Origin of the sequence: Candidatus Palauibacter sp., from assembly GCF_965261555.1 — a bacterium.
GTDB lineage: Bacteria > Gemmatimonadota > Gemmatimonadetes > Palauibacterales > Palauibacteraceae > Palauibacter.
In genome coordinates this window covers 2,307,185-2,333,032 of the sequence record NZ_OZ253465.1, presented here as the reverse complement: position 1 = coordinate 2,333,032, position 25,848 = coordinate 2,307,185, and the positions used below count along the sequence as shown (strand labels likewise).

Annotated in this window: 24 protein-coding genes; 18 read left to right on the top strand and 6 right to left on the bottom strand. The window is 69.6% G+C overall.

Annotated features, from left to right (window positions below; genetic code table 11):
• The first annotated feature begins 28 nt into the window (after window positions 1-28).
• The 10 genes from ACQY5G_RS10065 (at window position 29) to ACQY5G_RS10020 (ending at window position 10,309) form a co-directional block, all read left to right on the top strand.
• Complete coding sequence (locus ACQY5G_RS10065) at window positions 29-1,231, top strand: NAD(P)/FAD-dependent oxidoreductase (RefSeq protein WP_428273592.1); 1,203 nt, start codon at window positions 29-31, stop codon at window positions 1,229-1,231.
• Between the two features lie 33 nt (window positions 1,232-1,264).
• Window positions 1,265-2,641, top strand: a complete 1,377-nt coding sequence (locus ACQY5G_RS10060) for an NAD(P)/FAD-dependent oxidoreductase (protein ID WP_428273590.1) — start codon at window positions 1,265-1,267, stop codon at window positions 2,639-2,641.
• Between the two features lie 127 nt (window positions 2,642-2,768).
• Window positions 2,769-3,422 carry an energy transducer TonB gene (locus ACQY5G_RS10055; protein ID WP_428273588.1) on the top strand — a complete coding sequence of 218 codons (654 nt, stop codon included), beginning with the start codon at window positions 2,769-2,771 and terminating at the stop codon, window positions 3,420-3,422.
• A 70-nt stretch (window positions 3,423-3,492) separates the two neighbouring features.
• Window positions 3,493-3,975 carry an antitoxin Xre/MbcA/ParS toxin-binding domain-containing protein gene (locus ACQY5G_RS10050; RefSeq protein WP_428273586.1) on the top strand — a complete coding sequence of 161 codons (483 nt, stop codon included), beginning with the start codon at window positions 3,493-3,495 and terminating at the stop codon, window positions 3,973-3,975.
• Window positions 3,972-4,424 carry an RES family NAD+ phosphorylase gene (locus ACQY5G_RS10045; protein WP_428273585.1) on the top strand — a complete coding sequence of 151 codons (453 nt, stop codon included), beginning with the start codon at window positions 3,972-3,974 and terminating at the stop codon, window positions 4,422-4,424. The genes ACQY5G_RS10050 and ACQY5G_RS10045 overlap by 4 nt, the downstream gene beginning before the upstream one ends.
• Window positions 4,425-4,491: 67 nt before the next feature.
• Window positions 4,492-6,084 carry an Hsp70 family protein gene (locus tag ACQY5G_RS10040; RefSeq protein WP_428273584.1) on the top strand — a complete coding sequence of 531 codons (1,593 nt, stop codon included), beginning with the start codon at window positions 4,492-4,494 and terminating at the stop codon, window positions 6,082-6,084.
• Complete coding sequence (locus tag ACQY5G_RS10035; protein ID WP_428273582.1) at window positions 6,081-7,370, top strand: HEAT repeat domain-containing protein; 1,290 nt, start codon at window positions 6,081-6,083, stop codon at window positions 7,368-7,370. The genes ACQY5G_RS10040 and ACQY5G_RS10035 overlap by 4 nt, the downstream gene beginning before the upstream one ends.
• A gap of 133 nt (window positions 7,371-7,503) precedes the next feature.
• On the top strand, window positions 7,504-8,634 hold the full coding sequence (locus tag ACQY5G_RS10030) for an NAD(P)/FAD-dependent oxidoreductase (protein ID WP_428273580.1): 1,131 nt from the start codon (window positions 7,504-7,506) through the stop codon (window positions 8,632-8,634).
• A gap of 59 nt (window positions 8,635-8,693) precedes the next feature.
• Window positions 8,694-9,734 (top strand): nucleoside recognition domain-containing protein, encoded by a 1,041-nt coding sequence (locus tag ACQY5G_RS10025; protein ID WP_428273578.1) that lies wholly within the window; start codon window positions 8,694-8,696, stop codon window positions 9,732-9,734.
• Window positions 9,731-10,309: a hypothetical protein gene (locus ACQY5G_RS10020; protein WP_428273576.1), complete on the top strand. Its 579-nt coding sequence runs from the start codon at window positions 9,731-9,733 to the stop codon at window positions 10,307-10,309. Before ACQY5G_RS10025 ends, ACQY5G_RS10020 begins: the two co-directional genes overlap by 4 nt.
• Here ACQY5G_RS10020 and ACQY5G_RS10015 read toward each other — a convergent pair.
• A complete protein-coding gene (locus ACQY5G_RS10015) occupies window positions 10,292-10,495 on the bottom strand; it encodes a hypothetical protein (protein WP_428273574.1) in 204 nt (67 codons plus the stop codon). The genes ACQY5G_RS10020 and ACQY5G_RS10015 overlap by 18 nt on opposite strands.
• A 206-nt stretch (window positions 10,496-10,701) precedes the next feature.
• Between ACQY5G_RS10015 and ACQY5G_RS10010 the strand changes: the two genes are divergently transcribed.
• Complete coding sequence (locus ACQY5G_RS10010; protein WP_428273572.1) at window positions 10,702-12,468, top strand: uracil-xanthine permease family protein; 1,767 nt, start codon at window positions 10,702-10,704, stop codon at window positions 12,466-12,468.
• A 33-nt stretch (window positions 12,469-12,501) separates the two neighbouring features.
• Here the strand turns inward: ACQY5G_RS10010 and ACQY5G_RS10005 are convergent, their stop codons facing one another.
• Window positions 12,502-14,865 carry a response regulator gene (locus tag ACQY5G_RS10005; RefSeq protein WP_428273570.1) on the bottom strand — a complete coding sequence of 788 codons (2,364 nt, stop codon included), beginning with the start codon at window positions 14,863-14,865 and terminating at the stop codon, window positions 12,502-12,504.
• Between the two features lie 342 nt (window positions 14,866-15,207).
• Between ACQY5G_RS10005 and ACQY5G_RS10000 the strand changes: the two genes are divergently transcribed.
• Entirely contained in the window at window positions 15,208-15,432 is a 225-nt protein-coding gene (locus tag ACQY5G_RS10000) for a hypothetical protein (RefSeq protein ID WP_428273568.1), read from the top strand.
• A 414-nt stretch (window positions 15,433-15,846) separates the two neighbouring features.
• A complete protein-coding gene (locus ACQY5G_RS09995; RefSeq protein ID WP_428278679.1) occupies window positions 15,847-16,455 on the top strand; it encodes a LysE family translocator in 609 nt (202 codons plus the stop codon).
• Between the two features lie 60 nt (window positions 16,456-16,515).
• Here ACQY5G_RS09995 and ACQY5G_RS09990 read toward each other — a convergent pair whose 3' ends face one another.
• From ACQY5G_RS09990 to ACQY5G_RS09975, 4 genes are all read right to left on the bottom strand, one after another.
• On the bottom strand, window positions 16,516-17,118 hold the full coding sequence (locus ACQY5G_RS09990; RefSeq protein ID WP_428273566.1) for a DUF6624 domain-containing protein: 603 nt from the start codon (window positions 17,116-17,118) through the stop codon (window positions 16,516-16,518).
• An 8-nt stretch (window positions 17,119-17,126) separates the two neighbouring features.
• Window positions 17,127-17,957: a hypothetical protein gene (locus ACQY5G_RS09985; RefSeq protein WP_428273565.1), complete on the bottom strand. Its 831-nt coding sequence runs from the start codon at window positions 17,955-17,957 to the stop codon at window positions 17,127-17,129.
• Between the two features lie 34 nt (window positions 17,958-17,991).
• Window positions 17,992-18,369, bottom strand: coding sequence for a VOC family protein (locus tag ACQY5G_RS09980; RefSeq protein WP_428273563.1), 378 nt, complete (start codon window positions 18,367-18,369; stop codon window positions 17,992-17,994).
• Between the two features lie 489 nt (window positions 18,370-18,858).
• Entirely contained in the window at window positions 18,859-19,200 is a 342-nt protein-coding gene (locus ACQY5G_RS09975) for a PadR family transcriptional regulator (RefSeq protein WP_428273561.1), read from the bottom strand.
• A gap of 129 nt (window positions 19,201-19,329) precedes the next feature.
• Between ACQY5G_RS09975 and ACQY5G_RS09970 the strand changes: the two genes are divergently transcribed.
• From ACQY5G_RS09970 to ACQY5G_RS09950, 5 genes are all read left to right on the top strand, one after another.
• A complete protein-coding gene (locus ACQY5G_RS09970; protein WP_428273559.1) occupies window positions 19,330-19,671 on the top strand; it encodes a type II toxin-antitoxin system ParD family antitoxin in 342 nt (113 codons plus the stop codon).
• Complete coding sequence (locus tag ACQY5G_RS09965; RefSeq protein WP_428273557.1) at window positions 19,672-19,989, top strand: type II toxin-antitoxin system RelE/ParE family toxin; 318 nt, start codon at window positions 19,672-19,674, stop codon at window positions 19,987-19,989.
• A gap of 104 nt (window positions 19,990-20,093) precedes the next feature.
• A complete protein-coding gene (locus ACQY5G_RS09960) occupies window positions 20,094-21,569 on the top strand; it encodes a pyridoxal phosphate-dependent decarboxylase family protein (protein ID WP_428273554.1) in 1,476 nt (491 codons plus the stop codon).
• Window positions 21,570-22,027: 458 nt separating this feature from the next.
• Window positions 22,028-24,232 (top strand): M28 family peptidase, encoded by a 2,205-nt coding sequence (locus ACQY5G_RS09955; RefSeq protein ID WP_428273552.1) that lies wholly within the window; start codon window positions 22,028-22,030, stop codon window positions 24,230-24,232.
• 149 nt (window positions 24,233-24,381) lie between these two features.
• The gene (locus ACQY5G_RS09950; protein ID WP_428273550.1) at window positions 24,382-25,815 is read left to right on the top strand and encodes an ATP-binding protein; all 1,434 of its coding nucleotides are present in this window, start codon (window positions 24,382-24,384) and stop codon (window positions 25,813-25,815) included.
• Window positions 25,816-25,848 lie beyond the last annotated feature (33 nt).

The following is a 25,848-nucleotide window of genomic DNA, read 5'->3' as shown; positions in this document are numbered from 1 at the left end:
AACGTCTCCTGAGTCGACGAGACGAACGTTGACGGCAGTCGGGGCGTCACGCGAGTCGGCGGACTACGATCTCGTCGTGGTGGGGGCCGGGTTCGCGGGGCTCGCCTGCGCGCGGCGGGCGGCGGAGCGCGGCCTCTCCGTTCTCGTCCTGGAACGGCAGTCGGAGCCGGGCGAGCGCATCCACACCACCGGGATCCTCGTCAAGGAAGCGTGGGAGGAGTGGGCCGCGCCCGCATCGCTCGTCCGCCGCATCCAGCGCGTCAGGGTCTACGATCCGCGCCACCGCTTCGTCGAACTGGAGCGGGACTCCTACTTCTTCATGGCGACGGACACCGCGGGGCTGCTCCGCCATCTCGTCGACGAGACCCGCCGCTCGGGGGCCGAGATTCGGTTCGGCGCTCCCTGGGAGGGCGTGGCGCCGGAGGCGGAACCGGGTGGGACGCGAGGTTCGCTGCGAGACTCGATGCCCTTGACCCTCGCGGGTTCGGGCGCCGCCTCCGGCGTGACGTGCCGGTTCCTCGTCGGGGCGGACGGGGCGCGCTCGAAGGTGGCCGAGAGCTTCGGGCTGGACCGCAACCGCCGGCTCCTGAAGGGGGTGGAGTGGGAGTACGAGCCCCGCGACGGCGACGGCGACTGCCTGCACTGCTTCATCGATCCCGAGTGCGCGCCGGGCTACATCGGGTGGGTCGTGCCCGGCGTCGGGGCCACGCAGGTGGGACTCGCGCTCCATCGCGACCGCCGTGCCGACCTGCGCCGGTTCAGCGAGAAGATCGACGGCCTGTTCGGGTTGTCCGGCCGGCGGGTGCTGGAGAAGCGCGGCGGCGTCATCCCGATCGGCGGCCTGCTCCGGAACTTCCACGCGGACCGGGTCCTGCTCGTCGGGGACGCGGCGGGCATGGTGTCGCCGCTCACCGCGGGCGGCATCCACCAGGCCTACCGGTTCGGCAAGCTCGCCGCCGACGCGATCGCGAATCACCTGGAGGGGAGCGGGGGCCGCCCCGACTCCAGCGGTGGCGCCGACGCCGGCGGCCCGCAACCCGGCGGCCCCCACCCCGGCGGCCCCCACCCCGGCGAGGTCGTGCGCCGCGCGTATCCGAACCACGCCCTGAAACGCGTCGCGCGCTGGGGGTTCGACCGCCTTCCGGTGGCGCGCGCATTGCAGGCCGGACTCCTGAGCTGGAACGTGTTCAGGCGGGTGGCGGAGACCGTATTCTTCCACCGTGCCCGGTAGACTTCCCACGCGCCCGGCAGGATGGAGCCGCTCATGAAACGTTCCCGCGGGAACGCGGACGGCCACGCGGAATACGTGATCATCGGGGCGGGGATCCACGGCCTCTCGACGGCGTGGCACCTTGCCTCCGAACTGCGGGCGTCCGGGCGCGGGGGCGGCGCAGACATCCTGATCATCGACAAGACCGGGATCGGGGCCGGCGCGTCGGGCATCGCCTGCGGCGTCATCCGCAACAACTACTTCCAGCCCGCCATGCGCGAGCTGATGGCCCACTCGGTGGACGTGTGGGAAAGCGACCCCGAGGGGTTTTCCTATCACCCGGTCGGATACCTGCAGATCAGCCACGAGGCGATGCGCGAGGACATCGCTTCGATCCACGAGCAGCAGCGAGCCATCGGATACGAGTCCACGTTCATCGAGGGCGCGCGGGCGTCGCACGCCTACATGCGGCGCATCTTCGACGACTGGCAGGCGCGCGGCATCACCAGCGTGCTGCACGAGCACCGCGGCGGATACGCGAACAACATGGCCTCGCTGCGGGGTCTGTGGGCGAAGGCCGCCGCCGAGGGCGTCCGTCTCCGCACCGGCGTCGTACACGAGGGGTTCGAGCGGGACGCATCCGGCGCCGTCACCGCCGTCGTCACAGACCGCGGCCCCATCGCCTGCGGGCAGGTCGTCGTGGCCACCGGCCCCTGGGTCCAGCGTCAGTGGGCGATGCTCGACCTCCCCGCGGTCACGCGGATCAAGGGTCCCGACGGTGCCCGCCCCGACGGCGCCCCTCCCGATGGCGCCCTGCATGACGTGCCGACGTGGAGCTACTGGGCGCTTCAGGAGGGCACGCTGGACGTCGACCCCGGAACCCTCACTGACAACGACGGCCGTCTGCCGCCGGTCGTGCACGTCGACACCGACGAGCCGCTCCACGACGAGCGCGGGCTCGTGAGCGAAGGCCCCTGGGGCATCTACTACAAGCCGGACTTCCACTTCGGCGGCGTGCAGGGCGGCGCCATGCCGTACGCGATCGAGAAGCCCGGCGCCGAGGTGACCGTCGACCCCTACGGACCGCTGTCCCCCGACTTCGTCGTCGGCGAGGAGTTCCACCGCCTCTGGACCGCCGCGCTCGCCTTCTGCCAGAAGCGCTTCGAGGGCCGGAACCATCTCATGAAGCGGGAGCCGTCCGGCGGCATCGGCAGCTTCACCCCGGACAGCTTCCCGGTGTTCGACACCTTCGCCGACAACGTCCATTTCATCGCCGACTCCAATCACGGCTACAAGATGATCGGCGTCGGCGCGCTGGTCGCGAAGGAACTCATGGGCCGGCCGCAGCCGCTGCTCGAACCCTTCCGCTACGGACGGTTCGCCGAAGGCCGGCTCCACCCCACCAGCAACTCCCCCTTCCCATGGAGCTGACCTCCCGAACCGGTTTGTGACGTTCCCGCGGGAACGTCCGTCAGAAATATGGTGGTGGGGACGATTCTGAGGAGCGAACCGTGGCGGGGGCTCGGAGGGGCCCGCCCGGAACCGGGAGGTGATTCTGATGGAGGACACCGGCATTCGGCTCACCGCGAACGACAGGTTCAAGCGCGCCAGCCCGCACTGCACGCGGATCGGTTTGCTGGTCGCGGTTTTTCTTCACCTGGGGCTCTTCGTCCTCGTGCAGCCCTTCGAGGCCGCGGACATGGGGTCCATCACCAACGAGATCGAGTCGATCAGGCTCCCGCCGGAGGTGAGGATTCCGCCTCCGCCCGAAGCGATCCAGCGCCCGGCCATGCCCAGGCTCTCCCGGGTCGACATCTCTCCGGACATCACGATCGCGCCGACGACCCCGGATCGCGTCCCCAGGGGCCTGCCGCCGCGGCCGCGGGCTCCCGACCCGTCCGACCGTCCGATGCTGGTCCCCTACGACACGCCCCCCGTCCTCCTGAATCCCGCCGAGGTTCTGCGGGTGCTGGAGCGGGAATATCCACCGACGTTGAAGGACGCCGGGATCGAAGGCCGCGTGGAACTGTGGATCTACCTGTCGGAGGATGGGATCGTCGAGAAGTTCGAGGTCAAGACATCCTCCGGGAACCCGCTGCTCGACGAGGCGGCGGGCAGGGTCATCCCGGCGATGCGGTTCAGTCCGGCGAAGAACCGCGACAGGGTCACGGCGGTCTGGGTCTCGCAGTGGGTGACGTTCCGCGTGAACTAGAACGAGGTTGTCCGGCGATCACTTGATCGGTATTTTTCGGTCATGTGATCGCCGAGTCCGCCCGGATCCCGTGAGTGAATCTGCCGTGAACGCGCTCGAAGCCTACGCCGACCCCGGTCGCCTGCCCCCCACGCAGGCGGGGAGGCTCGCCCGGCTCCTCGGATTGGACGATACGGAGCATCTCGACGATGTCGCCCTCGCGCGGAAGGTCGCGGCGGGGCTGCCGACGCGCGCCGTCTCCGCCCTGGAGGACGTTCTCGGGTCGTGGCGGTTGGCGGGGAGGCTCGCGTCGGAGGCGACGCTTCGCCGCCATCGGAAGAGTCGCAGACCATTGTCCCGGGCGCACAGCGAGAGGACATACGAACTCGGGCGTGTCGTCGACGCCGTGGCGCGCGCGTTCCGCGGCGATGTGGCCCGGATCGATGATTTCCTGACGCGGCCGCATCCGCTGCTCGACGGCGAATCTCCCCTCGACATGGCAACGTCCAGTTCCGCCGGAGCCGATTCCGTGCTCAAGCTCGTGCTGCGGGCGGAAGCGGGCGTGGCCGTTTGACCTCACCGCCGCGACTCGCGGCGCCTCTCGAAGCGTACCGGATCGGCGACCCCCTGGGGCGATGGCCCGTCTACAGCCCCGAGGGAGCGCGGACGGTATCGGGACGGTGGCACGAGCGCGGAGACCGGGTGATCTACGCCTCGGAACACTACTCCACCGCGATGCTGGAGATGCTCGCCCGTTGGAACGGACCGCCGCCCGGCGACCAGCACTTCATCCGAATCGAGATTCCCGAGGGGACGACGTACGAAGTCATCGAACCCCGGGACCTGCCCGATTGGCACATTCCCGGAAGCCCGGCCGCCCGGGAAGCCGGCCACGGCTGGTACGCGCGCGGGGAGAGCGCCGTCCTGCTCGTGCCGTCGGTCGTCGCCCGCATGGACCGCAACGTGATCATCAACGCGGACCATCGGGATTTCCCCAGGCTGCGGCCCGGGCCCGAGACGTAGCCCCCGGCGCCCCCGACGCCGGGCGGCGCCTTTCCCGCGCGCCCCCGACCGGCGCAAGATTCGGCCCATGTCGATCCACTGGGCCATCGATCTCGGCACGTCCAACACGACCATCTGCGAAGACCGGTCCGGCCGGCCGCACGTCGTGAACCTGCCGGACCTCGCGAAGCTCGAGCCGGTCACGCAGACGCCGGTCATGCCGTCGTGCGTGTGCGTCATGGACCGGGACGGCGAGGAAGTCCTCATCGGGCAGGCGGCCGTCACCTACAACTGGGACGGACAGGCCACCGGTTTCGCGCGCGGTTTCAAGCGCTACCTCGGCACGGAGAGCGGCCGGGCGCTGGCGCGCGCGGGCGGGAGGATCTTCACCGCCCAGGACGTCGCGTCCCTCTTCCTGCGGGAGGTCATCGGCACCCTCGAGGCGCGATTCGGCGAAGAAGTCACCGACATCACGATCGCCACCCCGAGCGGCTTCTACGAGACCTATCGGGCCGAACTGCAGGCGATCGTCCGGCGCCTGAAGCGTCGCGGCTGGTGGGCGCGCATGTGGGCGCGGCTTCGGAGGCGGCCGGCCGGGATCGCCTTCCGCACGCTCGACGAGCCGGTCGCGGCGGCGCTGGGCTACGGCGTGGACGTCGGACGCCCCACCACCCTCGTCGCCTTCGATTTCGGCGGCGGCTCGATGGAAGCGGCGGTCGTGAGGACCCACGGCGCGCGGACCGTGGAGACCGGCCGCGCCGAGGTGCTGGCGAAGCAGGCGGTCGAACTCGGCGGGGACGACGTCGACGGCTGGATTCTCGAGCGGTTCGTGCCCACGGCGCTGCACGACTGGCCCGAGTGGGAGGTCGCGCTCCGCTGGGAGGCCGAGCGCGTGAAGCTGCTCGCGAGCGCGGGGAACGAAGGCGACTTCACCTTCCGCAACGAGTCCTACGGGAAGCTGGACTATCCCGTCCTCAGCGACATCCTCGCCGCGAACGGCCTGTACGTGCGGATCCGGGAACTCCTCGACGCGCTGCTCGCCGAGCTGCGGACCCGGCACGGCGTCCTCGCCGACGGCATCGATGACGTGATCCTCGAGGGCGGGTCGACGCTCCTTCCGGAGGTGCGCAACGTCGTGGGCGACGTGCTCGGCCGGGACAAGGTGCGGGAGTGGCTCCCCTTCGCGGCCGTCGCGCGGGGCGCGTGCATCTTCGCCGGCGGCGCGCACGTCGAGGACTTCATCTACCACGACTACGCCCTCCGCGTCCTGCCCGACGACGACGCCGACGCCGAGTACGAACTGCTCATCCCCGGCGGAACGTGCTTCCCGACCGTCGACAACTTCGCGACGCGCTACTACGCCCCCGGCAGAGACGGCCAGCGGCACATCAACCTCTTCATCTGCGAGGTGGGACGCGTGGCCGGGCGCCCGATCGACTGGACCGAGCGCAGCAACGGCTCCAGCTACTTCGTGCCCCTGACCGCGGGCGAGCGGGCGTTCTGCCTGTGCCTCAACGAGGCGGACCCCGCCCTGCCGCTCGACCCGCCCGGCAAGGGCACCGCGCCCCGGCTGCGCGTGACCTACTCCGTGGACGAGAACCGCTGGCTGTGTGTAACCGTACATGACTTGCAGCGGAAGACCGACCTCAAGGTCAGGCACCCAGTGGTGAGGTTGCGATGAACTTTCTCAAGGCCCTGTTCGGACCGAGCCGGAAAGACGTCTGGCGGCAGCTCGCCCGGGAGGTGGACGGGCAGTTCCACGAAGGAGGCTTCCTCAGCCCGTTCGCCGTCCAGGCCCGCACGGGCGACTGGATCCTCACGCTCGACACGTACACGTCCGGCGACGGCAAGACGAACCAGACGTTCACGAGACTCCGCGCGCCCTACTTCAATCCCGAGGGGTTCAGGTTCGAGATCTACCGGGCGGGCCTCCTGAGCGGGCTGGGAAAGGCGATGGGCCTGCAGGACATCGAGGTCGGCCATCCCCGGTTCGACCGGGACTTCGTGATCAAGGGCGATGCGCCGCGCCGCGTGAGGCGCCTCTTCGACAACCGGAAGATCCGCGCCGGCATCCATGTCCAGCCCAAAATCCACCTGTCCGTCAAGCGTCAGGGGCGGTGGTTCAGCAAGTTCCCGGACGGCGTGGACGAACTCCACTTCCGGGCGGAGAGGGCGATCAAGGACCTCGCGCAACTCCGGGCGCTGTTCGACCTCTTCGGCGAGATCCTGCGGCACGTCTGTTACGACGGGAAGGCGGAGCCGGACGACGCCCCCATCCACATCCGGCGCCTGCGCTCGCCCGGGGGCCAGGTCATGGACAAGTACGTCCTCTGGAAGGGCGACGGACCGCGCCGCGACGCGGCCGCCCAACTCGGCCGGCTGGGGGATCCCGCGGCGATCCCGGCCCTCGCGGATGTTCTGTGGGACAAGGACACGGTGCTCGGGTCCCGGGCGGTCGAAGCGCTCGCCGGGATACGACACCCCGCTTCCGTCGGGCCGCTCGTCCCCCTGCTCGGCGACGCGCGGAAGACCGCCGGCCTGCGATTCCGCGACGGGGTCGCCGACGCGTTGAGGCAACTGGGCGAAAGCGAGTTGGTCGAGACGGTGAGGGCGGCGCTCGGAGGCGATTTCGGGCCTCTCAAGGCGTACGACGGAGGACACCGGGCGGGGATCATCGCAGCGCTCGGCCACGCGCTCGAGGGATCCGCCGGCGCGCACGCGGCAAACGCGCTCGCCGAGATCCACGCCGTGGAGGCGCTCCCCCGGCTGCGCGAGGTGCACCGGAGCCTCGGCACGCGGGACGCGACGGGTCAGGCGGTCGCCGCCGCGATCGGGAAGCTCGAGGCGCGGGCCGCACTCCCCCGCGCCGCCGCCGCGGCCGACGTCGAAGTCGACACGCTGCCACGGTCCGCCCGGGCCCCCGGCCCCGATCCCGGCACCCTCCCCCGCGGCTCCCGGGCGCCCTAGTCACGAACCTCAGCCTGGGCGCCCTCGGCTGGACCCTCTTGCCCCTTATTGATAACGCATTATCATTACGCCAAGCATTCGCGTGCGACGGCTGGCCGGGCTCAGCCGGTCCAAGCTGGAGAGCTCTCAACCGATGACGAAAGAAACCCGGACACTCGACGTGGTCATCGTCGGCGCCGGGGCTGCGGGTCTCGGCTTTGGCGTGACGCTGCGCCACCTGGGAATCGACAACTTCGCGATCCTCGAACGCGGCGACACCGTCGGTGCCTCGTTCCTGCGTTGGCCCCGACAAACGCGCTTTATCACGCCGTCGTTCACCAGCAACCAGTTCGGCCTGCTGGACCTGAACGCCATCTGCCTGGAAACCTCACCGGCTTTCTCGGTCGGTGCCGAGCACCCCTCGGGGGTGGAGTACGCCGCCTATCTGGACGGGGTGGCGGACCATTTCGAATTGCCCGTCGTCACCGAGACCGACGTTCTCTCGATCACGAAGAAGGCGCAGCGCAAGCCGTTTCGGTTGGAGACGAATCGCGGTGAGGTCCACGCGCGGTTCGTGGTATGGGCGGGCGGCGAAATGCAGTATCCCCGGACCGGCGGCTTCGAGGGCTCCGAGCTTTGCGTGCACTACTCCGACGTGGCCTCATGGGACGATCTCGCCAACGCCGAACGACACATCATCGGCGGCGCCGAGAGCGGCATCGACGCCGCCGTCGCGCTGGCCGCCGCCGGCCAGCGAGCCGTCGTCTTCGACCGCGAGGAGCCGTGGAACCAAAGAGGCTCGGACCCCAGCCAACTCCTGTCACCGTTCACGCACGCGCGCCTGAACCCGGCCGTTGACTCGGGTCGGGTGACGCTGCGCGGCGGCTGTGTCGTCACCGGCGTTCGCCGCAACCACAGCGGCTATCGGTTGGCGCTCGAGGACGGCGACGTCATCGACTGCGCCGAGCAGCCGATCCTGGCGACCGGATTCGTCGGTTCGGCAACCCACCTTCGCCCGCTGTTCGATTGGCGGGACGAAGTCTATCCGTTGCTGACGGAGAACGACGAATCGACCGTGACGAAGGGGCTCTTCCTGGTCGGCCCGCAGGTGCGCCAGGACGATCTCATCTTCTGTTTCATCTACAAGTTCCGCCAACGCTTCGCCGTGGTAGCCAACCAGATCGCCCGCCGCCTGCAAGTGAGCACGAAGCCGCTGAAGTGGTACCGCCAGCACGGGATGTACCTCGACGATCTGTCGTGCTGCGAGGATGCCTGCGCCTGTTGAATGGGTCGGCCCTTGGCAGCATGCGGGCTACCAGGCCTTTCTGGGCGCTGCTGCTCTTGTTGGCGCCCGTCTGGGTCGCGGTCGACACCGCGAACCGTCTGGCGGATCGCATCGACCCCTGGGTCCGCGCCCGGACCGAGCCGCTGACCGAGCTTCTGACGAGCTGGCCGCAGCCGTTTGCGGCGATCCTGGCTGGCGACTACGGCTTCATCACGATGGGGCCGCTGCTGCTCGTGTGGGCGACTCCGGTCGTCGTGCTCCATGCGCTGCTGATGGGTGCCTACAGGTCGAGCGGCCTGCTCGACCGCCTGACCACCGCCATGAATCCGTGGCTGCGGCCGTTCGGCATGAGCGGCCGGGAGCTGGCGCGGGTCGTGATGGGGTTCGGGTGCAACGTGCCCGCCGTCATCGGCGCGCGCGCGGCGCCGGCGTGCTCGCGCGGCGCATGCGTCTCGGCCATCGCTTTCGGTTCGGCCTGTTCGTATCAGCTGGGAGCCACGCTGGCGGTCTTCGCCGTGGCGGGACGAACCGAGCTGGTCCCGGCCTACCTGCTGTTCCTCGGCGTCACGACGGTCGCCTACGCCCGCCTCACCGCGCCGAGAGCGGCTCGTTCTCCCTTCAACGTGCTGTCGATGGATGGCCCGGTCCCCCTGGCCCGGCCGCGCCCGAGGGCCGTCTGGCTGGAGGCGTGGGGCGTGATTCCGGAGTTCTTTCGCAGGGCCGTGCCGATCTTCTTTCTGATCACGGCCGCGGCGTCCCTGTTGCATTGGCTGGGCGCGCTGCAAGCCGCGTCGACCGTCCTCGAGCCGGCGATGGCCATCTTTCGATTGCCCTCGGAGGCGGCCACGGCGGTGGTCATGGCGAGCGTGCGCAAGGACGGCATCCTGTTGCTGGCGGAGCCGGGAGTCGTCGCAAGCCTCAGCGCCGTCCAATTGTTGACGGCCGTCTACCTGGCCGGCGTGCTGCTGCCCTGCCTGGTCACCTGCCTGACGATTGCGCGCGAGCAGGGTGGCGCGTTCGCGCTGCGGTTGGTGGGTCGGCAGGCTGCGGCGGCCACCGCGTTCAGCGCTGTGCTGGCCTGGGGCGGAGCATGGCTGTGAGCCCGATCTCCGGCCCGTGCCGACGCAAGGGGCAGGAACTGCTGCACCAGCAGTGCTGGAACTGGGGCCGGGACATCATGCGTCCGCAGGGCAACCTCTTGATCGAAGCCGGCTACCTCAAACGACAGCCGCCCGAGGGAGAAGCGGGATCGAGCTGCTACACGCTCGCGCTACCCAACGGCGACAGCCTCATGTTGTGGGGTTTCGGGCTCCTGTACGGAACGCCGCAGAACGGTGGCGTCTACCTCGGCCGCTACGCGTTTCGACCCGACTGGCTCCCGCCGGAGACGATCCAGGGACCGATGTGGAAACCCGACATGATCCCCGCTGCACAGGCGCCTCCGTCGCTCCGCCTGCCGGTTGACCTGACCGTCGCCGCCATTCGGCGCGTCGCGGACTACGAGGAGTGGGTGCTCGCCCGTTGCGGCCTGGAGTATCGCCGCGCCGTCCTGCGCGAATGGAAACAACAGTCCGAGCAACTGCCGCCGCAGACCGTTCCCCAGGCCTGGCGCGCCCTCGCCGACGCAATCAACGGCCACCCGCACCGCCCCGACGTCTCAGCGCCGAGAGCGTAGCCGCCTCACCCAAAGGAAGTAGGCGATGGCGGCTCCGGCGGATACGACCATGCCGATGTTCCCGTACGCCGTGTTGACCTGCAGCCCGAGGAACAGCGAGAACGAGAACATGAGGTAGATCAGCACGATGGCCGCAACGTGACCGACCACCCTTAGTGCAGCCTTCCACGCACTCCGTCGATTCATGTGCGGTGTGGCTCCTCCGGATTGCCGGGACATGCGTGGATTGCCGGGACATGCGTGGATTGCCGGGGCGTGCGGCTGATTTTTATGCTTCGCTTCACCATGCGGGCCGCGGCCCGGACCGGCAAGGGAGCCTCGCGACCAGGAGAGACGATGGACGCACGGGAGTCCGGCACGCGCACGAGACGAGCGGGGACGACGGTCAGCCCTTGAGGCGGCGCTCCAACGAGGACCTGCGCTACGAGGTCGAGGACCGGCTTCCGGGGCCGGTCGCGCTGGGTCTCGGCATGCAGCTCGCCGCGATGGGGATCAACGGGGTCGTTCTGATCCCGACGATCGTGTTTCAGGCGGGCGGCGCCGAGGAACTCGTGCTGTGGGCGGTGTTCGCCACCGTCCTGACGTGCGGCGTGGCCTCGATGCTCCAGGGCATGCGCGCGGGACGGATCGGGGCGGGATACGCGCTGCCGCACGTGAGCTCGGCGATCTTCATCGCGGTCTGCGCGGAGGCGCTGATCCAGGGGGGACCGGGGCTGCTCGCGAGCCTGGTCGTCATCTCGGCGCTCGCCCAGGCGGCGTTCTCCGCGCGGCTCTCGCTGCTGCACCGGGTCCTCACGCCGGTCGTCACGGGGACGGTCGTCATGCTCCTTCCCGTCACCGTGATGCCGATCCTCTTCGGCATGATCAACGAGTTGCCGCCGGGAGCTCCCGTGCCGGCCGGACCGCTGAGCGCCGGGGTGACGATCGTCGCCATCCTGGCGGTCGCGCTCCGGACGAAGGGGACGTTGCGCCTCTGGGCGCCGGCCATCGGGATCGTCGCCGGTTCCCTGGTCGGGGCCGCCTTCGGCATCTACGACGCCGGCCGCGTGGCCGAGGCCGAGTGGATCGGCGTCCCGGCCGGCGCCCCGCCGGCCCTGGACATCGGCTTCGGCCCGGCCTTCTGGGCGCTGCTGCCCGCGTTCCTCTTCGTGGCGCTCGTAGGCACGACCAAGACGGTCGCCGTCGCGGTCGCCGCCCAGCGCGTGTCGTGGCGCCGGCCCCGGGCGGTCGACTTTCGCGCCGTGCAGCGCACCGTGGCCGCGGAAGGCGCCGGGAACCTGCTCGCGGGCTTCGCGGGAACGATGCCGAGCACGCCCAACGGGAACGCCGTGGCCGCCATCGAAGTCACGGGCGTCGCGGCGCGCCGGGTCGGCGTCGCGGCCGGACTCGTCTTCTTCGTCCTCGCCTTCGTCCCCAAGGCGCTCGCCCTCATTCTGGCGATCCCCGACGCCGTCGTGGCCGCCTCCATCGCCGTGATCATGGCGACGCTGTTCACCGTCGGGATGCGCGAAGTCGCGCGGAGCATCGGCTCGAACCCGCGCAACGGCCTCATCGCGGGCGTCTCGTTCTGGACGGGTCTCGCCTTCGAGTTCGACCTCATCTTCCCCGCGTATTTCGCGGAGTTCGCGGGCGGGCTGCTGAGCAACGGGCTGACGACGGGAGGCCTCGTGGCGCTGCTGCTCACGGGGCTCACGACGCGGCGGAAGCGCCGGCTCAGGGGCACGCTCGACATGGCCGAACTGCCCCGGATCCGGGAGTTCATCCAGGCGTTCTCGTCACGGCACGGGCTGGCGGCGGTCCTGGACCGGCTCGAGGCCGCGAGCGAGGAGGCGCTGCTCACGCTCCTGCAGTCGCGCGAGGAGGCGGAAACGGCGGGGGACACGCCCGACGGCGGGAGGCGCGAACTGCTCCTGACCGCGAGCGAGGAGGACGACGAAGCCGTGCTGGAGTTCAGGGTCGGCGCCGCGGACAGCGACCAGCTCAACCTTCAGGACCGCCTGGCGTGGCTCGAGGCGGACACCCGGGAGGCCGACGTGGAGCAGGAGATCTCGCTCCGGCTGCTCAGGCACCTCGCCTCCTCGGTCCGGCACCAGCAGTTCCACGACGTGGACATCCTGACCCTGCGCGTCTCCGCCGTGCCCGAGCGCGACTCCGAGTGAACCGAGGGTCGCGGGCAGGCTCTCAGACCGCCTTCAGGAAGAACCCTTCGGCATGAAGTAGCCGACCCCGCGCTCGTTGCGGATGTAGGCCGGGCTGGCCGCGTCGTCTCCCAGCTTGCGACGCAGCCGCTTTACGACGGCCCGCACGAGTTTCGGGTCCGGCGAGCGTTGATCGCCTCCGCGCCACGCCTGGCGCAGCAACGACTCGTGTGTCAACACCCGTCCCGCGTTGACCGACAGCACGCGCAGCAGCTCATACTCGGTGGGGGTCAGCTGCACGGCCTCGCCCGCGACGGCGACCCGGCGTTGGTCGTAGCGGATGGTGAGGTCCCCCAGGACAAAGGGCTGGGGCCCGGACACCCGTCGCAGGGCGGCCCGCACCCTGGCCGTCAACTCCGACGGAGAGAACGGCTTGACGATGTAGTCGGCCGCGCCCGCATCCAGCGCCCTTACGATCGTTTCGTCCCGCCCGTACGCGGAGATCAGGATGACGGGCACGTCGCTCAGCTCCGGAACCCGCTCCATCAACGCGATGCCGTCGGTTCCGGGCAGCAGCAGGTCCAGCAGGACCAGCGCGGGCCGGTGCGTCGCGACGAGGCCGGCCACTTCCTCCGGATCCCCGGTCACGACCGCGTCGTAGCCCGCACCGGCGAGCGCGTCCCGGAGGTACCGAAGCATCTGAGGGTCGTCGTCCACCACCAGGATGCGGGTCGTCTCCTGCCCTTGCCGAGCCGCGCGCGGGCCGGCCACCGCGGGACCCTCGGAGGCGGTTTCCGGCTCCTCGGCCACCGGCACCGTGAAGGTGAACCGCGCGCCGTGCCCCTCGCCCTCGCTTTCGGCCCGGATCCGGCCCCCGTGCGCCTCCACCAGCCCCTTGCAGATGGTCAGGCCGAGTCCGGCCCCCGCCTCGGCTCGCTCCCCGTCTCCGCCGGCCAGCGCGACGTGCTTGCGGAAGAGGTACGGCAGCCGGTCCGGCGGCACCCCGCGGCCCTCGTCGCTCACCGAGATCGCCACGTGCACGCCTTCCCGCACCGCGTCGATCCGGATGGGTGACGATTCGGGAGAATACCTCGCCGCGTTGGACAGGAGGTTGGTCAGGACCTGGACGATCCGCGCCCGGTCGGCCAGAACCCGCGGGAGATCCGCCGGCAGGTCGATGTGGAGGTCGTGCCGTCCCGCGCCGCTCACGAACGTGCTCCGCGCCTGGTCCACGAGGGCCGCGACGTCCGCCGGCTCGGGCGACACCGACAATGTGCCCGTCACGATGCGCCCGTGGTCGAGCAGCTCGGCGATCAGGCCCCGCATGCGGTCGGCCTGGTCGTCGATGACCCGGAAGAACTGCAGCATCTCGGCCGGGTCCGGCACCGGCGAGGCGCCCAGGACGGTTGCCGTCGACCCCTTGATCGAGATCAGCGGCGTACGCAACTCGTGACTCACGATGCCGAGGAACTCGGCGCGCATGCGCTCCAGTTCCTCCAACGGCTCCAGGTCCTGCATCGTGACGACGACGGACACGACCGTGCCATCGTCCGCCTGGATCGGCGTCGAGTTGACCAGGGTCGTCACGCTCCGGCCGTCGGGGACCGAGAGCGTGATCTCCTCGGCGCGCACGGTCTCCGCGATCCCCAGGAGCTGCGCCAGCGGAAGCTCCGCCAGGGAGGCCTCCCGCCCGTCCGCGCGGCGACAGGTGATCGCATCCAGCAGTTGCGCCGGAGCGAACCCCGGCGTGTTCAGCGCGTCGACGATCCGGCGCGCCTCCCGGTTGAACGACACCGGCTCGCCGGTTGGGCCGTCGAATACCACGACCCCCACCGGCGAAATCTCGATGAGCGTCTCCAGGTCCGCCCGTGCCCTGCGCTCCTCGCGGTGCGCTCGAGCGTTGGCGATCGCGGTGGCCGCCTGGGCGGCGAACAGCGTCAGGACTTCCTCGTCAGCTTCCGTGAACTCCCGGCCGCCCTCCTTCTCGGCGAGAAAGAAGTTGCCGACGTTGACGCCGCGGTGCAGCAGCGGCGCCCCCTGCATCGTCCTGGACCGCATCAGATCCGGGGAGAAGCCCAGCGCGCGGACATAGTCGGGCAGGTCCCCCACGCGAATCGGCTCGCCAAGACGCCTGAAGTGCTCGAAGAGTCGCGGGCCCTCGGGCCAGGCGACCAGTTCGTCCTGCTCGCCCGCAGTCAGGCCGGAGGTGACGAACTCCTCGGTTTCTCCGGCCCCGTCGACGGTGACGATCACGCCGAAGCGCGCCCCGGTGAGCGCGCGCGCGCTGTCGACGACCTCCTGCAGCACGGTGTCGAGGTCCAGGCTCGCATTCGCGCGCAGCACGGCCGCGCTCAGCCTGGACACGCGCTCCCGGAGCGCCTCGATCTCTCTCTGCAATTCGCTGGAATCGCTCGTCACTCGTCTCGCTCCTGTCCGAACCCGTAAGCCCCGGGGAGCACGCCCCCCGATGCGGCGGCCCCTCCTGTGTCGCCCACTTGTCACGAAGATATACCCAATTTGTCACACGACAAAAGACGGCGCGCAAGTTCTTCGGCGTTCGGTCGTCGGGGCCGCGCCGCAGCGCCGGCTGCACGGGGTTCCGCTCGTCCTTGCAGGCGTCCGGGGGCCACGGTAATCTCATGCGACTCAGCCGATAAATCGCGGAATGGTCGCCATACCAGGCAATGAGCGACCCTCTTGGCGCGGCAGCGGCGTGAAAGCAAGCCCGAGATGCCGACCCTCCCCCCAGGCCGCTGATACATGACCGAGGACGCGAAGCGGATCCTGTTCGAGTTCTCCGACGGCGAGCCGTTCGGCGTCACGACCGTCTGCCGACTGCTCAAGTGCCGTCGGGCACGTGCGGAGCGCGCGCTCCGTTCTCTGATCGCGGCCGGCATGGCGCGCCGCTCGCGCGGAAACGACCGGATCTACAAGCTCACGCCGCTCGGCCGCGACCTGGGCGAAACGCAGCGACAGTCGGCATAGCAGGTCACGCGAAGGCCTGGAGGCGCTGAGGGCCCTGCGCCCGATCAGCATGAATCCTCCGGTCGGTTAGCGGCCGCGGGCTAGCGGCGGCGCGCCCGGGTCACCGCTTCCTTCGCTCGCCGCGCGTGGTCCAGGGCGTCGCGGGCCGCCCGCCCGACGGATTCGACCACCTCCTCCACTCCCTCGCGTCTCTTCGGCGGAGCGCCCAGATGCGCGCTTCCCTCCTTTCGGCGATGGCCTCCTCGGCCCACCGGAGGATCGACTCGATCTCCTTCGGCTTCGGTTTGCCCGTCTTCCTTGCCATACCCGTTCCCGTTGAGCGACGGTCCACCACCTGTGTACGAAGCGTGCCTGGAGAACGGTCGGGCGTGCCGGGTTGCGCGTCAACGCGACGGATGTGCGATCTTGGGGCGCATGACGCTGGGACAACTTTTCGCGTTCAACATCGCGCTGTTGTTCGCGATCGCGAGCCCGGGGCCCGCCCTGGTGGTGGCCGTCCAGACCTCACTCCGCTCCGGACGTGCGGCCGGAATCGCCGTCGGGGCCGGTCTCGGTTCGATGGCCGCCACGTGGACGCTGCTGGCCGCGGGCGGGCTGGGGTTGGTATTCGAACGGCTGCCGTGGCTGTACGGGTCCATGAGAACCGCGGGGGCGCTCTACCTGGTTTACCTCGCCTACCGGATGTGGACGAGCGCCGCGAAGCCCCCGCGTGCCCGCGCAGCCCCCAACCGGTACGCTTTCCTCCGGGGGATCCTCGTCAACCTGTCGAATCCCAAGTCGGTGCTCTTCGCGGCCGCCGTGATCATCGCGATCTTTCCCGCCGGACTGAGCCCGGCCAACGGTCTCGTGATCGTCGCCAACCACCTGCTCGTCGAGATCGTGTTCTACGTGACGCTTGCCTTCTGCATGAGCACGCCTGCGGTCGCGGAGCGGTACATGGGGGCGCAACTCGTCATCGATCGCGCCACCGCCTCGATTCTCGCCGCCCTGGGGCTCTGGATCGCGGTTTCGGCCCTGGCGTAGCACCGATCGCCCGAGAGCGGGCTTGCGGGGGACCGCGGTTCAGTCCAGGGCCGATTCGGATCAGTCGGTGCGCCAGCCGACGCTTGTGGCCCATTCATCGCAGGCCCTGGCGTACGCCTCGTAGTCTGCCGGGGGGCGGTCCCCCTCGGAGGTCGCCCGGGTGCGCACCTCCTCCATCTGCTCCGCCAGCGGCGGGAGTCCGATGGCGTGTCGGCGCTCGTCGAGCCGCTCCGGATCTTCCACGTCGCCCGGGGAGAGATTCCCCTCGGCGTCCCAGTCGAACTGCGTTCCGTAGCGCTGCGGCCGGCCCTCGAAGAATCGGATCCGGTCCTCCAGCATCGCCGCTTGGCGAGGAGACGCCGTCCCGTCGCGGGCGGCGGTCTGGAGGAGGGGCAGCGCATGCCGCTGCAGGTCGGGCTCGGCGATCGCATGCTGCAGGATCAACCAGGCGGCTTCCGCCCCGTCCGGGCCGACGAGGTCCGTTCCCGGCCATCCGATCAACTCGATGATCCGGCGAAGCCGCCGCGCGTTCCGTTCGTGGACGCGGGCCATCCGCGGCTCGTAGCCGGCGCCGAAGAGTTCGCCCGAATCCACGAGTTCGGCGCGCACCTGCAGGTCCCGCCGGGCCATTTCCAGGAGTTCGTCCCTGAGCGTCTCGTTCATCCGTCGCGTCAGGGGAGCCAGCGGAGCGTCGCGGTGAGGGAGTGGAGGCGGAGATCGGCGACGGTCGGGTTGATCGGGATCCGCCGGAGTTGGCGGCCGCCGTCCTCATCGTAGCGGACCACCTCGATGTCACCGGTGGCGGTGCCGATGCGTCCGGCGTCCGTGTAGCGGTATCCGAAGTCCAGCAGCACGTCGGCGCGCAGGGGGACGGTCAGGCCGGCGGCGAGCATCCATGCGAAACCGTAGCCCGTGTTCGCGGGAAGCGACGTTTGGGGCACCTCGCCGGCGGGTCCCCTGCGGAGACGGCCGGAGGGATCGTCGGGGTTGGGGAATCGCTGGATGTAGTCGGTGAGGCGGTAGCGGTTCGCGCCCACTCCCCCGCCCACCCACAGGCGCCCTCCGCCTAGCGCCCCGAACTCCCGGAACCCCGACAGCAGCAGTCGGCGGGCGTTCATGCGTGCCTCGGTCCGCTGCACCGGCCCGCCGGCCACGTAGTTCGACTGGCCCTCGTACGCGAGCCGGCCCGTGACCGTCAGTTCCACCTGGGCGCGAAACGCCCCGAACCGGTAGCCCGCCGCGAGGCCGTACTCCAGCCCGGCCGCGAGCGTACCGGCGTCGGACTGGTCGTCACCGTAGAGCGCCGCCTCGCCCGCGTCCTCGCCGTCGACGAAGCGGACGTCGGCCGGGAGGACGGCAGCGACCCCGACGGAGACGGAGATCCGGCCGGGACCGGTGGGGGCCTGACCGGTGATGGCGGTCGGCACGACGCAGAGGCAGCCCAAGCCGAGAAGAAGACCGGCCAGGGCGGCGATACGGCAGCGGTTGTCGACGTGCGTCATGGGCGTCCCCTGAGTTTCGGAAGGAAGGAAGCTGTCAGGCCGGCTCGGTGAAGGCGAGGTAGTATCCGTCCGGGTCCTGAATCGCGAATTCCCTCATGCCGTACTCCATGACCTCGGGACCCCACGCAAACGGCACGACGTCCCTGAGTTCATCGGCCAAGGCGCGCACGTCGTTCGGGTAGAGGTAGAGGACGCCGCTGAACACCGGCTTGGAGGGCGTACCCCGCGGCGGGTCGGTGTAGAACTGGAGCGCGATGCCGTCGCGCGCGACCTCCCCCCAGAATGGCGAATCTTCGTCCGGAAACACGCCGGTCCGGGAGAACCCGAGGCGGCGGTAGAAGGCAAACGTGGCCTCGAGGTCGCGGACCAGCAGCGATGGTACGAGTCGGCTCCCGAGGACCGCGGGATTCATTGGCCCCGGCGGAAGGCCCGCAGCTCATCCAGGATCTCCTGCTTGACGGCCTTCGCAAAAGCGAGAGACCGCCCGCGAAACTCAGGAAGCCCAACGCGGCGACGGCAGACGTCGTCACACCGGCTGGCGCCGTGGGAACGTACACCAGTGCGGCCAGGCCGACCCAGAGCAGAGCCAACCCGCTTCCGCGCCGTACCGACGACCGAATCCTGCTGTTCTCGTATCTCATCATCGTGATGCCTCCCTGCACCAGACGTGCGGCCAAGCGGGTGGGTTCAACTCGAGTTCGAAGACGAACGAAGACGGCCCTGGTTGTGGTCGGCGCATACCGGACGACTGCCCACAGGAGTTGTCCGAGATACCAAAACGCGGCGCGCACCGGACCGCTACGCGCTGCTCGCGCGGTCCGCAGCTCCGTGAGGTCGCCGATCAGGCCGTCGCGGGTCAGGCCCGGCGGGAGAAAGGACTCCAGCAGTCGCTCCACGATGATCATCGGGCACCCACCGCATCGCCCAGATCGCCCTCGATCCCGCTCCACATGCGGAGGCATGCCTCGCGGTAGCGCGCCATGGCGGCCCTGCCCTCCGCCGTGACTTCGACGATTCGCTTGGGCCGCCCGCCACGGCCGGGCACGGGCTCGCCGGCGTATGTCGTCACGAGACCCCGGCGCTGCAGCCGATCGAGGGTGACGTAGAGAGAACCCGCCGGCACAATCCGACTGGTCTGCGACTCGATCTCGGTCACGATCGCGGCGCCGTAGGCATCCGGCAGCCGAAGGGCCGCCGCGACCACCAGGTGCTCGAGGCTGCTCAGCATCGCTTGTGGAGACATCGTTCCCACCAATACAGAAAAGTTATATTGCGTGACGATAGGCACCTGGGCACCAACGGACAAGGCGTGACTCATGTGCTGCTGTGTGGCAAATCTTGCTACACACTGCCGGACGTGCGACCTTGCAGCATGGCTATCAGGCAGACGCGAAACGTTTCGCTTCCACCGCGACAGGACGCGTTCATCGAGCGGCTGGTCTCGCGCGGACACTACCGCACCGCGAGCGAAGTCGTGCGTCACGGGTTGCGCCTGCTGGAGGAAAAGGAACAGCGAAGGCTCCTGGAGAAGTGGCTCTACCAAGGGCTCACGGAAGAGGAGAAGGAGCGGGTTCCGCACGCGCTCCTGGACCGCGTCAGAGCGCACTTCCGTCAACTTGCCGACACCGCCATCCGCGAGGTCGAAAACGACCGAGTGACGGACGGGCCCGCAGCCATGCAGCGGTTGAGAGAGCGAATCGAGGAACAGGGCTGAGTGTCGGCCGGTTACCGGCTCAGCCAAACCGCTGAGGCAGAACTCGAGGAGATCCTCCTCTTCGTGGCGGAGCAATCCGGCGTTGATCGCGCGCTGGATGTTCACGAGCGATTCGTGGATGCCTTCGAGCACTTGGCGGAGATGCCGAACTCCGGATCGAAACGCATTGACATCACCGGCGAGCGAGTCCGGTGGTGGCGCGTTTTCGACTGGCTCGTGCTCTACGAGTGGGACAGCGTCCCTGTCACGATTCTTCGCGTAGTACACGGCGCGCGAGATCTCGACCGGATTCTAAATCCGTATCCCGCGACGCACTGATCCCGTCGAGGGTTGCCGGGGGCGCACCGGCAGGTTCCGTTGGGGACCACCCACCCAAAAGGGGCGGCGGAAGATTCTCGCGATGGGTTCCTCGACGGACGGTGATGAGACAGGACACAGCGGCGGACGCGACCTCCGATCCCACGGTCGCCAACAGCCTTGAGATGCCGCACGAAGCCATGCTCGAGCTGGCCCGGGAGGCGGCCGAGATCCTCGTGCGGCGCCGGGAGGAGCTGGCCGGGGAGGACGCCTGGGACGGGGAGTTCCGCGAGGTACTTGAAGCGCAGCTCATGGAGGATCCGCCGGAGGAGGGCCATCCGGCGACCGAGGTCATGGAGCGGGCCGTCCGCGACGTGCTGTCGCTGACCCTGCGCCTCGATCATCCCCGCAGCTTCGGCTTCGTCCCGTCCTCTCCCACCTGGCCCGGGGTCGTCGCGGACTTCCTGGCGGCCGGCTACAACGTCAACGCGTGCAACTGGCTGGTGGCGAGCGGGCCCAGCCAGCTCGAATGCGTCGTCATCGAGTGGTTCCGGCGCTGGCTCGGCATGCCGGAGACGGCGGGCGGCGTGCTCACGAGCGGAGGGTCCGCCGCAAGTGTGGACGCGCTTGTCGCGGCACGGGAGGCCGCGGGCTACCCGGAGCGCGCCGCCGTGTACATGAGCGACCAGACCCACCCCGCACAGTACAGGGCCGCGAAGATCTCCGGCATCCACCCGGATCGCGCCCGCATCGTGCCGAGCGACGACCGCTCCCGCATCGACCTCGCCGCGCTCGCGCGCATGGTGGCGGAGGACCGCGCCGCCGGGCTGAACCCCATCGCCGTGTGTGCGAACGCCGGCGCCACCGCGACCGGCGCGATCGACCCGTTGCCGGAGCTGGCCGATTTCTGCGCGGCGGAGGGGATCTGGTTCCATGTGGACGCCGCCTACGGAGGGTTCGCCGCCGTGACCGAACGCGGGAAGAAGCTCCTGCGCGGCATCGAGCGCGCGGACTCGGTCGGGCTCGACGCGCACAAGTGGTTCTTCCAGCCGTACGAAGTCGGCTGCCTGCTGGTGCGGGACGTGGCGACGCTCGAAAAACCGTTCGAGATCCGGCCCACCTTCCTCCAGGACTCCCTGTGGGGCGCGGGCCACCCGAACCTGACGGACCGGGGACTGCAGATGAGCCGATCCGCCCGCGCGCTCAAGATCTGGATGTCCGTGCAGACGTTCGGGATGGCCGCGTTCCGCGAGAGCATCGCGAACGGGCTGGACTCCGCGGCCCGCGCGGAGGCCTACATCGACGCGAGCCCGGTGCTCGAGTGCCTGAGCCCGGCGACGCTGAGCATCGTGTGCTTCAGGGTGAATCCGGCCGGCGGGGAGAACGGCGGGGAGATCGCCGAAGACACCCTCGACGAACTGAACCGCGAGGTGCTCGCCCGCCTGTTCTGGGAGGACCGCGCGTTCGTTTCCTCGGCCGAGGTGTCCGGGAAGTTCGCGCTCAGGCTGTGCATCGTGAACTACAACACGACCTGGGACGACGTGAGAGAGACGCTGGAGGCCACGGAGCGGTTCGGGAGGAAGGCCCTTGACCAGCTGTAGATTCGGTAATGCCGTCTACCGATTCGCCAGCACCTCCATCGCCTTTCGCCGTCGGACCGAGATTTCCTTGATGATTCTCTTGGAAGTCGGCGTGATGGGACGCGCTGCGGATTCAGGGGAACTGCCTTCCTTGGCAGGATCAACCCGAGCCGATGGGTCGTCTTCCCGGGATGGTGCAACGTCGGCTGCCCGTCGGGTTGGCTTCTTGTTCATCACGTTCCCCAATTGGTTCAACAAGCGATACGGTTGAAATCCAAGCCTGGGACGCCTGGTTGTTCATAGCAAGCAACGGGGAGGTGCTAGGAGGCCGCGGAGCGGTTCGGGCGGGAGGCCCTCGGCACACAAAACGCTTGACGATGAACTCGGCGGGAGCTATTGACGCGCTACGAAGTGCGGCGCTCACGTCAGGCGCCCGCTTCGTTCCCTGAGATCGCATCTTTCGTCAGGAGATCCGCAAGATGCCAGCGTCCCCCGTCCCCGTTCGCGCGGCTGCGCCGCTGCTCTTCGCCGTCGCTCCCCTGCTCGCCGTCGTGGTTGTGGCCCGCACCGGTCCCGCTCCGGCGCACGCCCAGGAGGCCGCGGCCGTCCAGGAGGCCGGGCTGACCGGTTTCACCGCAGCGCGCGCCGTCACGCAGCTCGCGTGCGAGGCCCGGTTCCTGGATCTGCCCCGCTCCGAGTCGTTCCGCGAGCACCTGCGCACGGTCACGGAGAACCCGCATCCGGCGGGGTCGGAGGCCCAGGTGCGGGTCGGCGACTACATCGCCGGGGCCATGGAGGAGGCGGGGCTGGCGGTCACGCGCCACCCCTACGACGTCTACCTGCCGGAGCTGACCGACGACGTCGAGGTGCACATCGTGACGCCGGTCGCGATGCAGCTCTCCAACCGCGAGCCCGCGCTCGCCGAGGACCGCTTCTCCGGCCACCCCGACCTGCTCAACGGGTGGAACGCCTTCTCGGGCTCGGGCGACGTCACCGGCGAGGTCGTCTACGCCAACTACGGCCGCCGCGAGGACTATCTCGCGCTGGACGAGATGGGCGTGTCCCTGGCCGGCAAGGTCGTGATCGCCCGCTACGGGGGGAACTTCCGCGGCTACAAGGTGCTGTTCGCCGAGGAGCGGGGGGCGGTGGGCGTCGTCATGTTCAACGATCCCGGGTTCTCGGGACTCGCCGCCTACCCCGAAGGCCCGATGATGAACGGGGAGACGATCCAGCGCGGCTCTGTCCTCACGCTCCCCTGGACCGGCGACCCGCTCACGCCGTTCGAACCCGCGCTGCCCGTGGACGCCGCGCCCGGCGACGACCGGAACGGCGGCCGGCAGGTGGAGCGCCTCGACCCCTCCGAGGTGCCGCTGCACAACATCCCCGTCCTGCCCATCGGCTACGAGGCCGCCACCGAGATCCTGTCCCGCATGACCGGCCGCGAGGTCCCGCCCGGGTGGGCGGCGGGGATGGAGGTGGACTACCGCATCACGGGCGGCCCCGAGCTCACGGTGCGGGTGCGCGTGAACCAGCCCATGAAGCTCACCCGCGCGACCAACGTCGTGGGCACCGTGCGGGGGAGCGAGTTCCCGGACGAGTGGTTCATCCTGGGCGCGCACTACGACCCCTGGGGCTTCGGCGCCATCGACCCGAACGGCGGCACCGCGATGCTGCTGACGCTGGCCGAGGCGCTGGGCGAGCTGTCGCGGGACGAGGCGTGCCGGCCGCGCCGCTCGATCATGATCGCGCACTGGGACGCGGAGGAGTACGGCATCATCGGGTCGACCGAGTGGGTCGAGGAGTTCCGCGAGGCGCTGGAGGCGAACGCGATCGCCTACATCAACGCCGACGCCGCGGTGTCGGGCGCCAACTTCGGCAGCTCCTCCTCGCCGTCGCTCAAGGGGCAGATCATCGAGGCCACGAAGGCGGTGACCTACCCCGGCAGCGACGAATCGGTGTACGACTGGTGGCTGGAGCGCACGGGCGGGGAGGCGACGGAACCGGCCCTCGGCAACCTCGGCGGCGGCTCCGACCACGTCGGCTTCTACACCCACGCGGGGGTGCCGTCGGGCTCGCTCTCGTCCGGCAACCCCGGCGGCGTCTACCACTCCAACTACGACAACTTCGCGTGGTACGAGCGCTTCGGAGACACGACCTTCGCCCACGGGCCGATGATCGCCCGGGCCGACGGGATCCTCGCGCTCCGCTTCGCCAACGCCGACGTGCTCCCCTACGACGTGGTCCGCTACGCGACCGACACGCGCACCCACGTCGAGACGCTGTACGAGGTCGCGGCCCAGCGCGGCCTGAAGGTCGATCTGTCGCGGCTCGTCGAGAGCACGAGTGAGCTGGACGAGGCCGCCGCGGTCCTGGTGGCGGCGCGCGAGCGCTGGCTCGGCTCCGGGGAGGTGGACGCGGCGGAGGCCGAGGCGGTGAACCGGGCGCTGATCGGACTCGAGAAGGCCTGGCTGAACGACCGGGGACTCCAGGGCCGGCCGTGGAGCCGCTCGATCTACGTCTCGCCGGACCCGTTCAGCGGCTACGCCTCGTGGATGCTGCCGGGCCTCCGCTACGAGATCGAGACGGACGACCGCGCCGACCTGCCCGGGTGGGAGCGCGTCTACATCGGCGCCGTCCGCAACCTGGCGGAGCGCATGCGGGCCGTGGCCGCGATGATGCCGTAGGGCGCGGGATGGCATCCACGGTTTCTCCTGCCGGGAAGTCTACCGACGGTTAAGATCAGGATGAGCAAAGCGCGAGTTCCAGCCGCGAGGGACGGGCTCGGTCAACGGACGCCGGTAGGGGCCAACATGATCCAGGAGGGAGGCCAGTCGTGACTGCCCGCGACGACGAGATCCGCCGCCAGCTACGGCTGGGCGAGGACAGCGCGTGGGAGTTCAAGCAGATCGGGGTCGGGGTCGTGCGGCGAGAAATCGACGGCAAAGCCTTCCTGCTGGTCGATGTGCCGACGGACTATGCCCGTTTTCTTCGGTTCGACGAGCAGCCGGTGCCCGGAACGGGCCTCAAGACGCTCGACCCGGCGCTGTGGGAGCCGCTCCTCGGCGTCGCCGGCAGGGCCAACCCCCGCGTCGGACTTACGAAGATGGGACTCCTCGCGGAGGGCGCGAACGGGACGCGGCACGCCACGGTGGCCGGTGTCCTGCTCTGCTGTCCGGATCCGCAGGAGTGGATCCCGAACGCCTGCATCACGGCGACCCGGTATCGGGGCCGGGACCGCGCCTCCGGCCAGGTCGACGCCCAGGTGATCGGCGGTCCCCTGCACCGCCAGATCCGCGAGGCGGTGGCGTTCGCCGTGCGGAACATGCGCGTCGGCGCCCACAAGGACCCGGCGCGCCTCGACCTGCCGCAGTACAGCCCCAGGGCCATCTTCGAGGCCGTCGTCAACGCGGTGGCTCATCGGGACTACTCCATGCGAGGCAGCCGCATCCGGCTCTCCCTGTTCGCCGACCGGCTGGCGGTGCAGTCGCCGGGCACCTTCCCCAACGGCCTCACGGTGGACAACATCGCCGACCGGCAGGCCACGCGGAACGAGGTCATCGCATCCATACTCGGCCGCATCCCCGTCGGCGACATCGATGGCCGGGGCGACCGCCGCCACTTCATGGAGCGCCGGGGCGACGGCGTGCCGGTGATCCTGCGGGAGACCCTCGGCGCGAGCGGCAGGGAGGCGGAGTACAGAGTCGTCGGAGAGGCCGACGTCGTCGTGATCATGCCCTCGGCACCCGCCGAACCGAGTCCCGCGCGCGTGGCCGTCACGGTACGGGTCGGGGACCGCCTCCTGCCCGGCGCCGACGTCCTCGTTCTCTTCCCGAACACGACATGGAAACGAGCGGAGACGGACGCGAGCGGCGAGGCGCACGTCGACCTGTACACCGTCGATCTGCCGATGACGGTATTCGTGGCCGCGCCCGGTCACGCTGGCCACGTCGAGCGCGACTGGACGCCGGCAAGAGGGGCGCTCGCCGTGGAACTGGCCCCCCTTCAGAACGGCGGCGCGGTCATCCTCGCGGAGTCGACGGGCCGGGTGCCCGGACTCGCGGGAACGTTGAATCCGATTCGCGACTCTCACGACCGCACCTACCTGTACGCCTCCAACATCTCCATCGACGAAGGCAGTCCGCAGCCCGTCCACTTCCGCTTCGACGAAGATATCCGCCTGACGGACGCCAACGGACGGGAGGTGGTGGCTCGCATCAGGGATGTCGTCGGCCGATCCGCTCTGGTGGAATACCGACCGCAGCGCTGAGAGGGGCCCTCCCGCAGAGCAATCCATGAAGAA

Coding starts and splice junctions, on each gene's coding strand:
- ACQY5G_RS09960 (WP_428273554.1), top strand. CDS start 20,094: ATGAGACAGGACACAGCGGCGGACGCGACCTCCGATCCCACGGTCGCC.
- ACQY5G_RS10055 (WP_428273588.1), top strand. CDS start 2,769: ATGGAGGACACCGGCATTCGGCTCACCGCGAACGACAGGTTCAAGCGC.
- ACQY5G_RS10035 (WP_428273582.1), top strand. CDS start 6,081: ATGAACTTTCTCAAGGCCCTGTTCGGACCGAGCCGGAAAGACGTCTGG.
- ACQY5G_RS09975 (WP_428273561.1), bottom strand. CDS start 19,200: ATGTCTCCACAAGCGATGCTGAGCAGCCTCGAGCACCTGGTGGTCGCG.
- ACQY5G_RS10040 (WP_428273584.1), top strand. CDS start 4,492: ATGTCGATCCACTGGGCCATCGATCTCGGCACGTCCAACACGACCATC.
- ACQY5G_RS09985 (WP_428273565.1), bottom strand. CDS start 17,957: ATGACGCACGTCGACAACCGCTGCCGTATCGCCGCCCTGGCCGGTCTT.
- ACQY5G_RS09990 (WP_428273566.1), bottom strand. CDS start 17,118: ATGAACGAGACGCTCAGGGACGAACTCCTGGAAATGGCCCGGCGGGAC.
- ACQY5G_RS10000 (WP_428273568.1), top strand. CDS start 15,208: ATGACCGAGGACGCGAAGCGGATCCTGTTCGAGTTCTCCGACGGCGAG.
- ACQY5G_RS09995 (WP_428278679.1), top strand. CDS start 15,847: ATGACGCTGGGACAACTTTTCGCGTTCAACATCGCGCTGTTGTTCGCG.
- ACQY5G_RS10015 (WP_428273574.1), bottom strand. CDS start 10,495: ATGAATCGACGGAGTGCGTGGAAGGCTGCACTAAGGGTGGTCGGTCAC.
- ACQY5G_RS09970 (WP_428273559.1), top strand. CDS start 19,330: ATGGCTATCAGGCAGACGCGAAACGTTTCGCTTCCACCGCGACAGGAC.
- ACQY5G_RS09955 (WP_428273552.1), top strand. CDS start 22,028: ATGCCAGCGTCCCCCGTCCCCGTTCGCGCGGCTGCGCCGCTGCTCTTC.
- ACQY5G_RS10060 (WP_428273590.1), top strand. CDS start 1,265: ATGAAACGTTCCCGCGGGAACGCGGACGGCCACGCGGAATACGTGATC.
- ACQY5G_RS10030 (WP_428273580.1), top strand. CDS start 7,504: ATGACGAAAGAAACCCGGACACTCGACGTGGTCATCGTCGGCGCCGGG.
- ACQY5G_RS09980 (WP_428273563.1), bottom strand. CDS start 18,369: ATGAATCCCGCGGTCCTCGGGAGCCGACTCGTACCATCGCTGCTGGTC.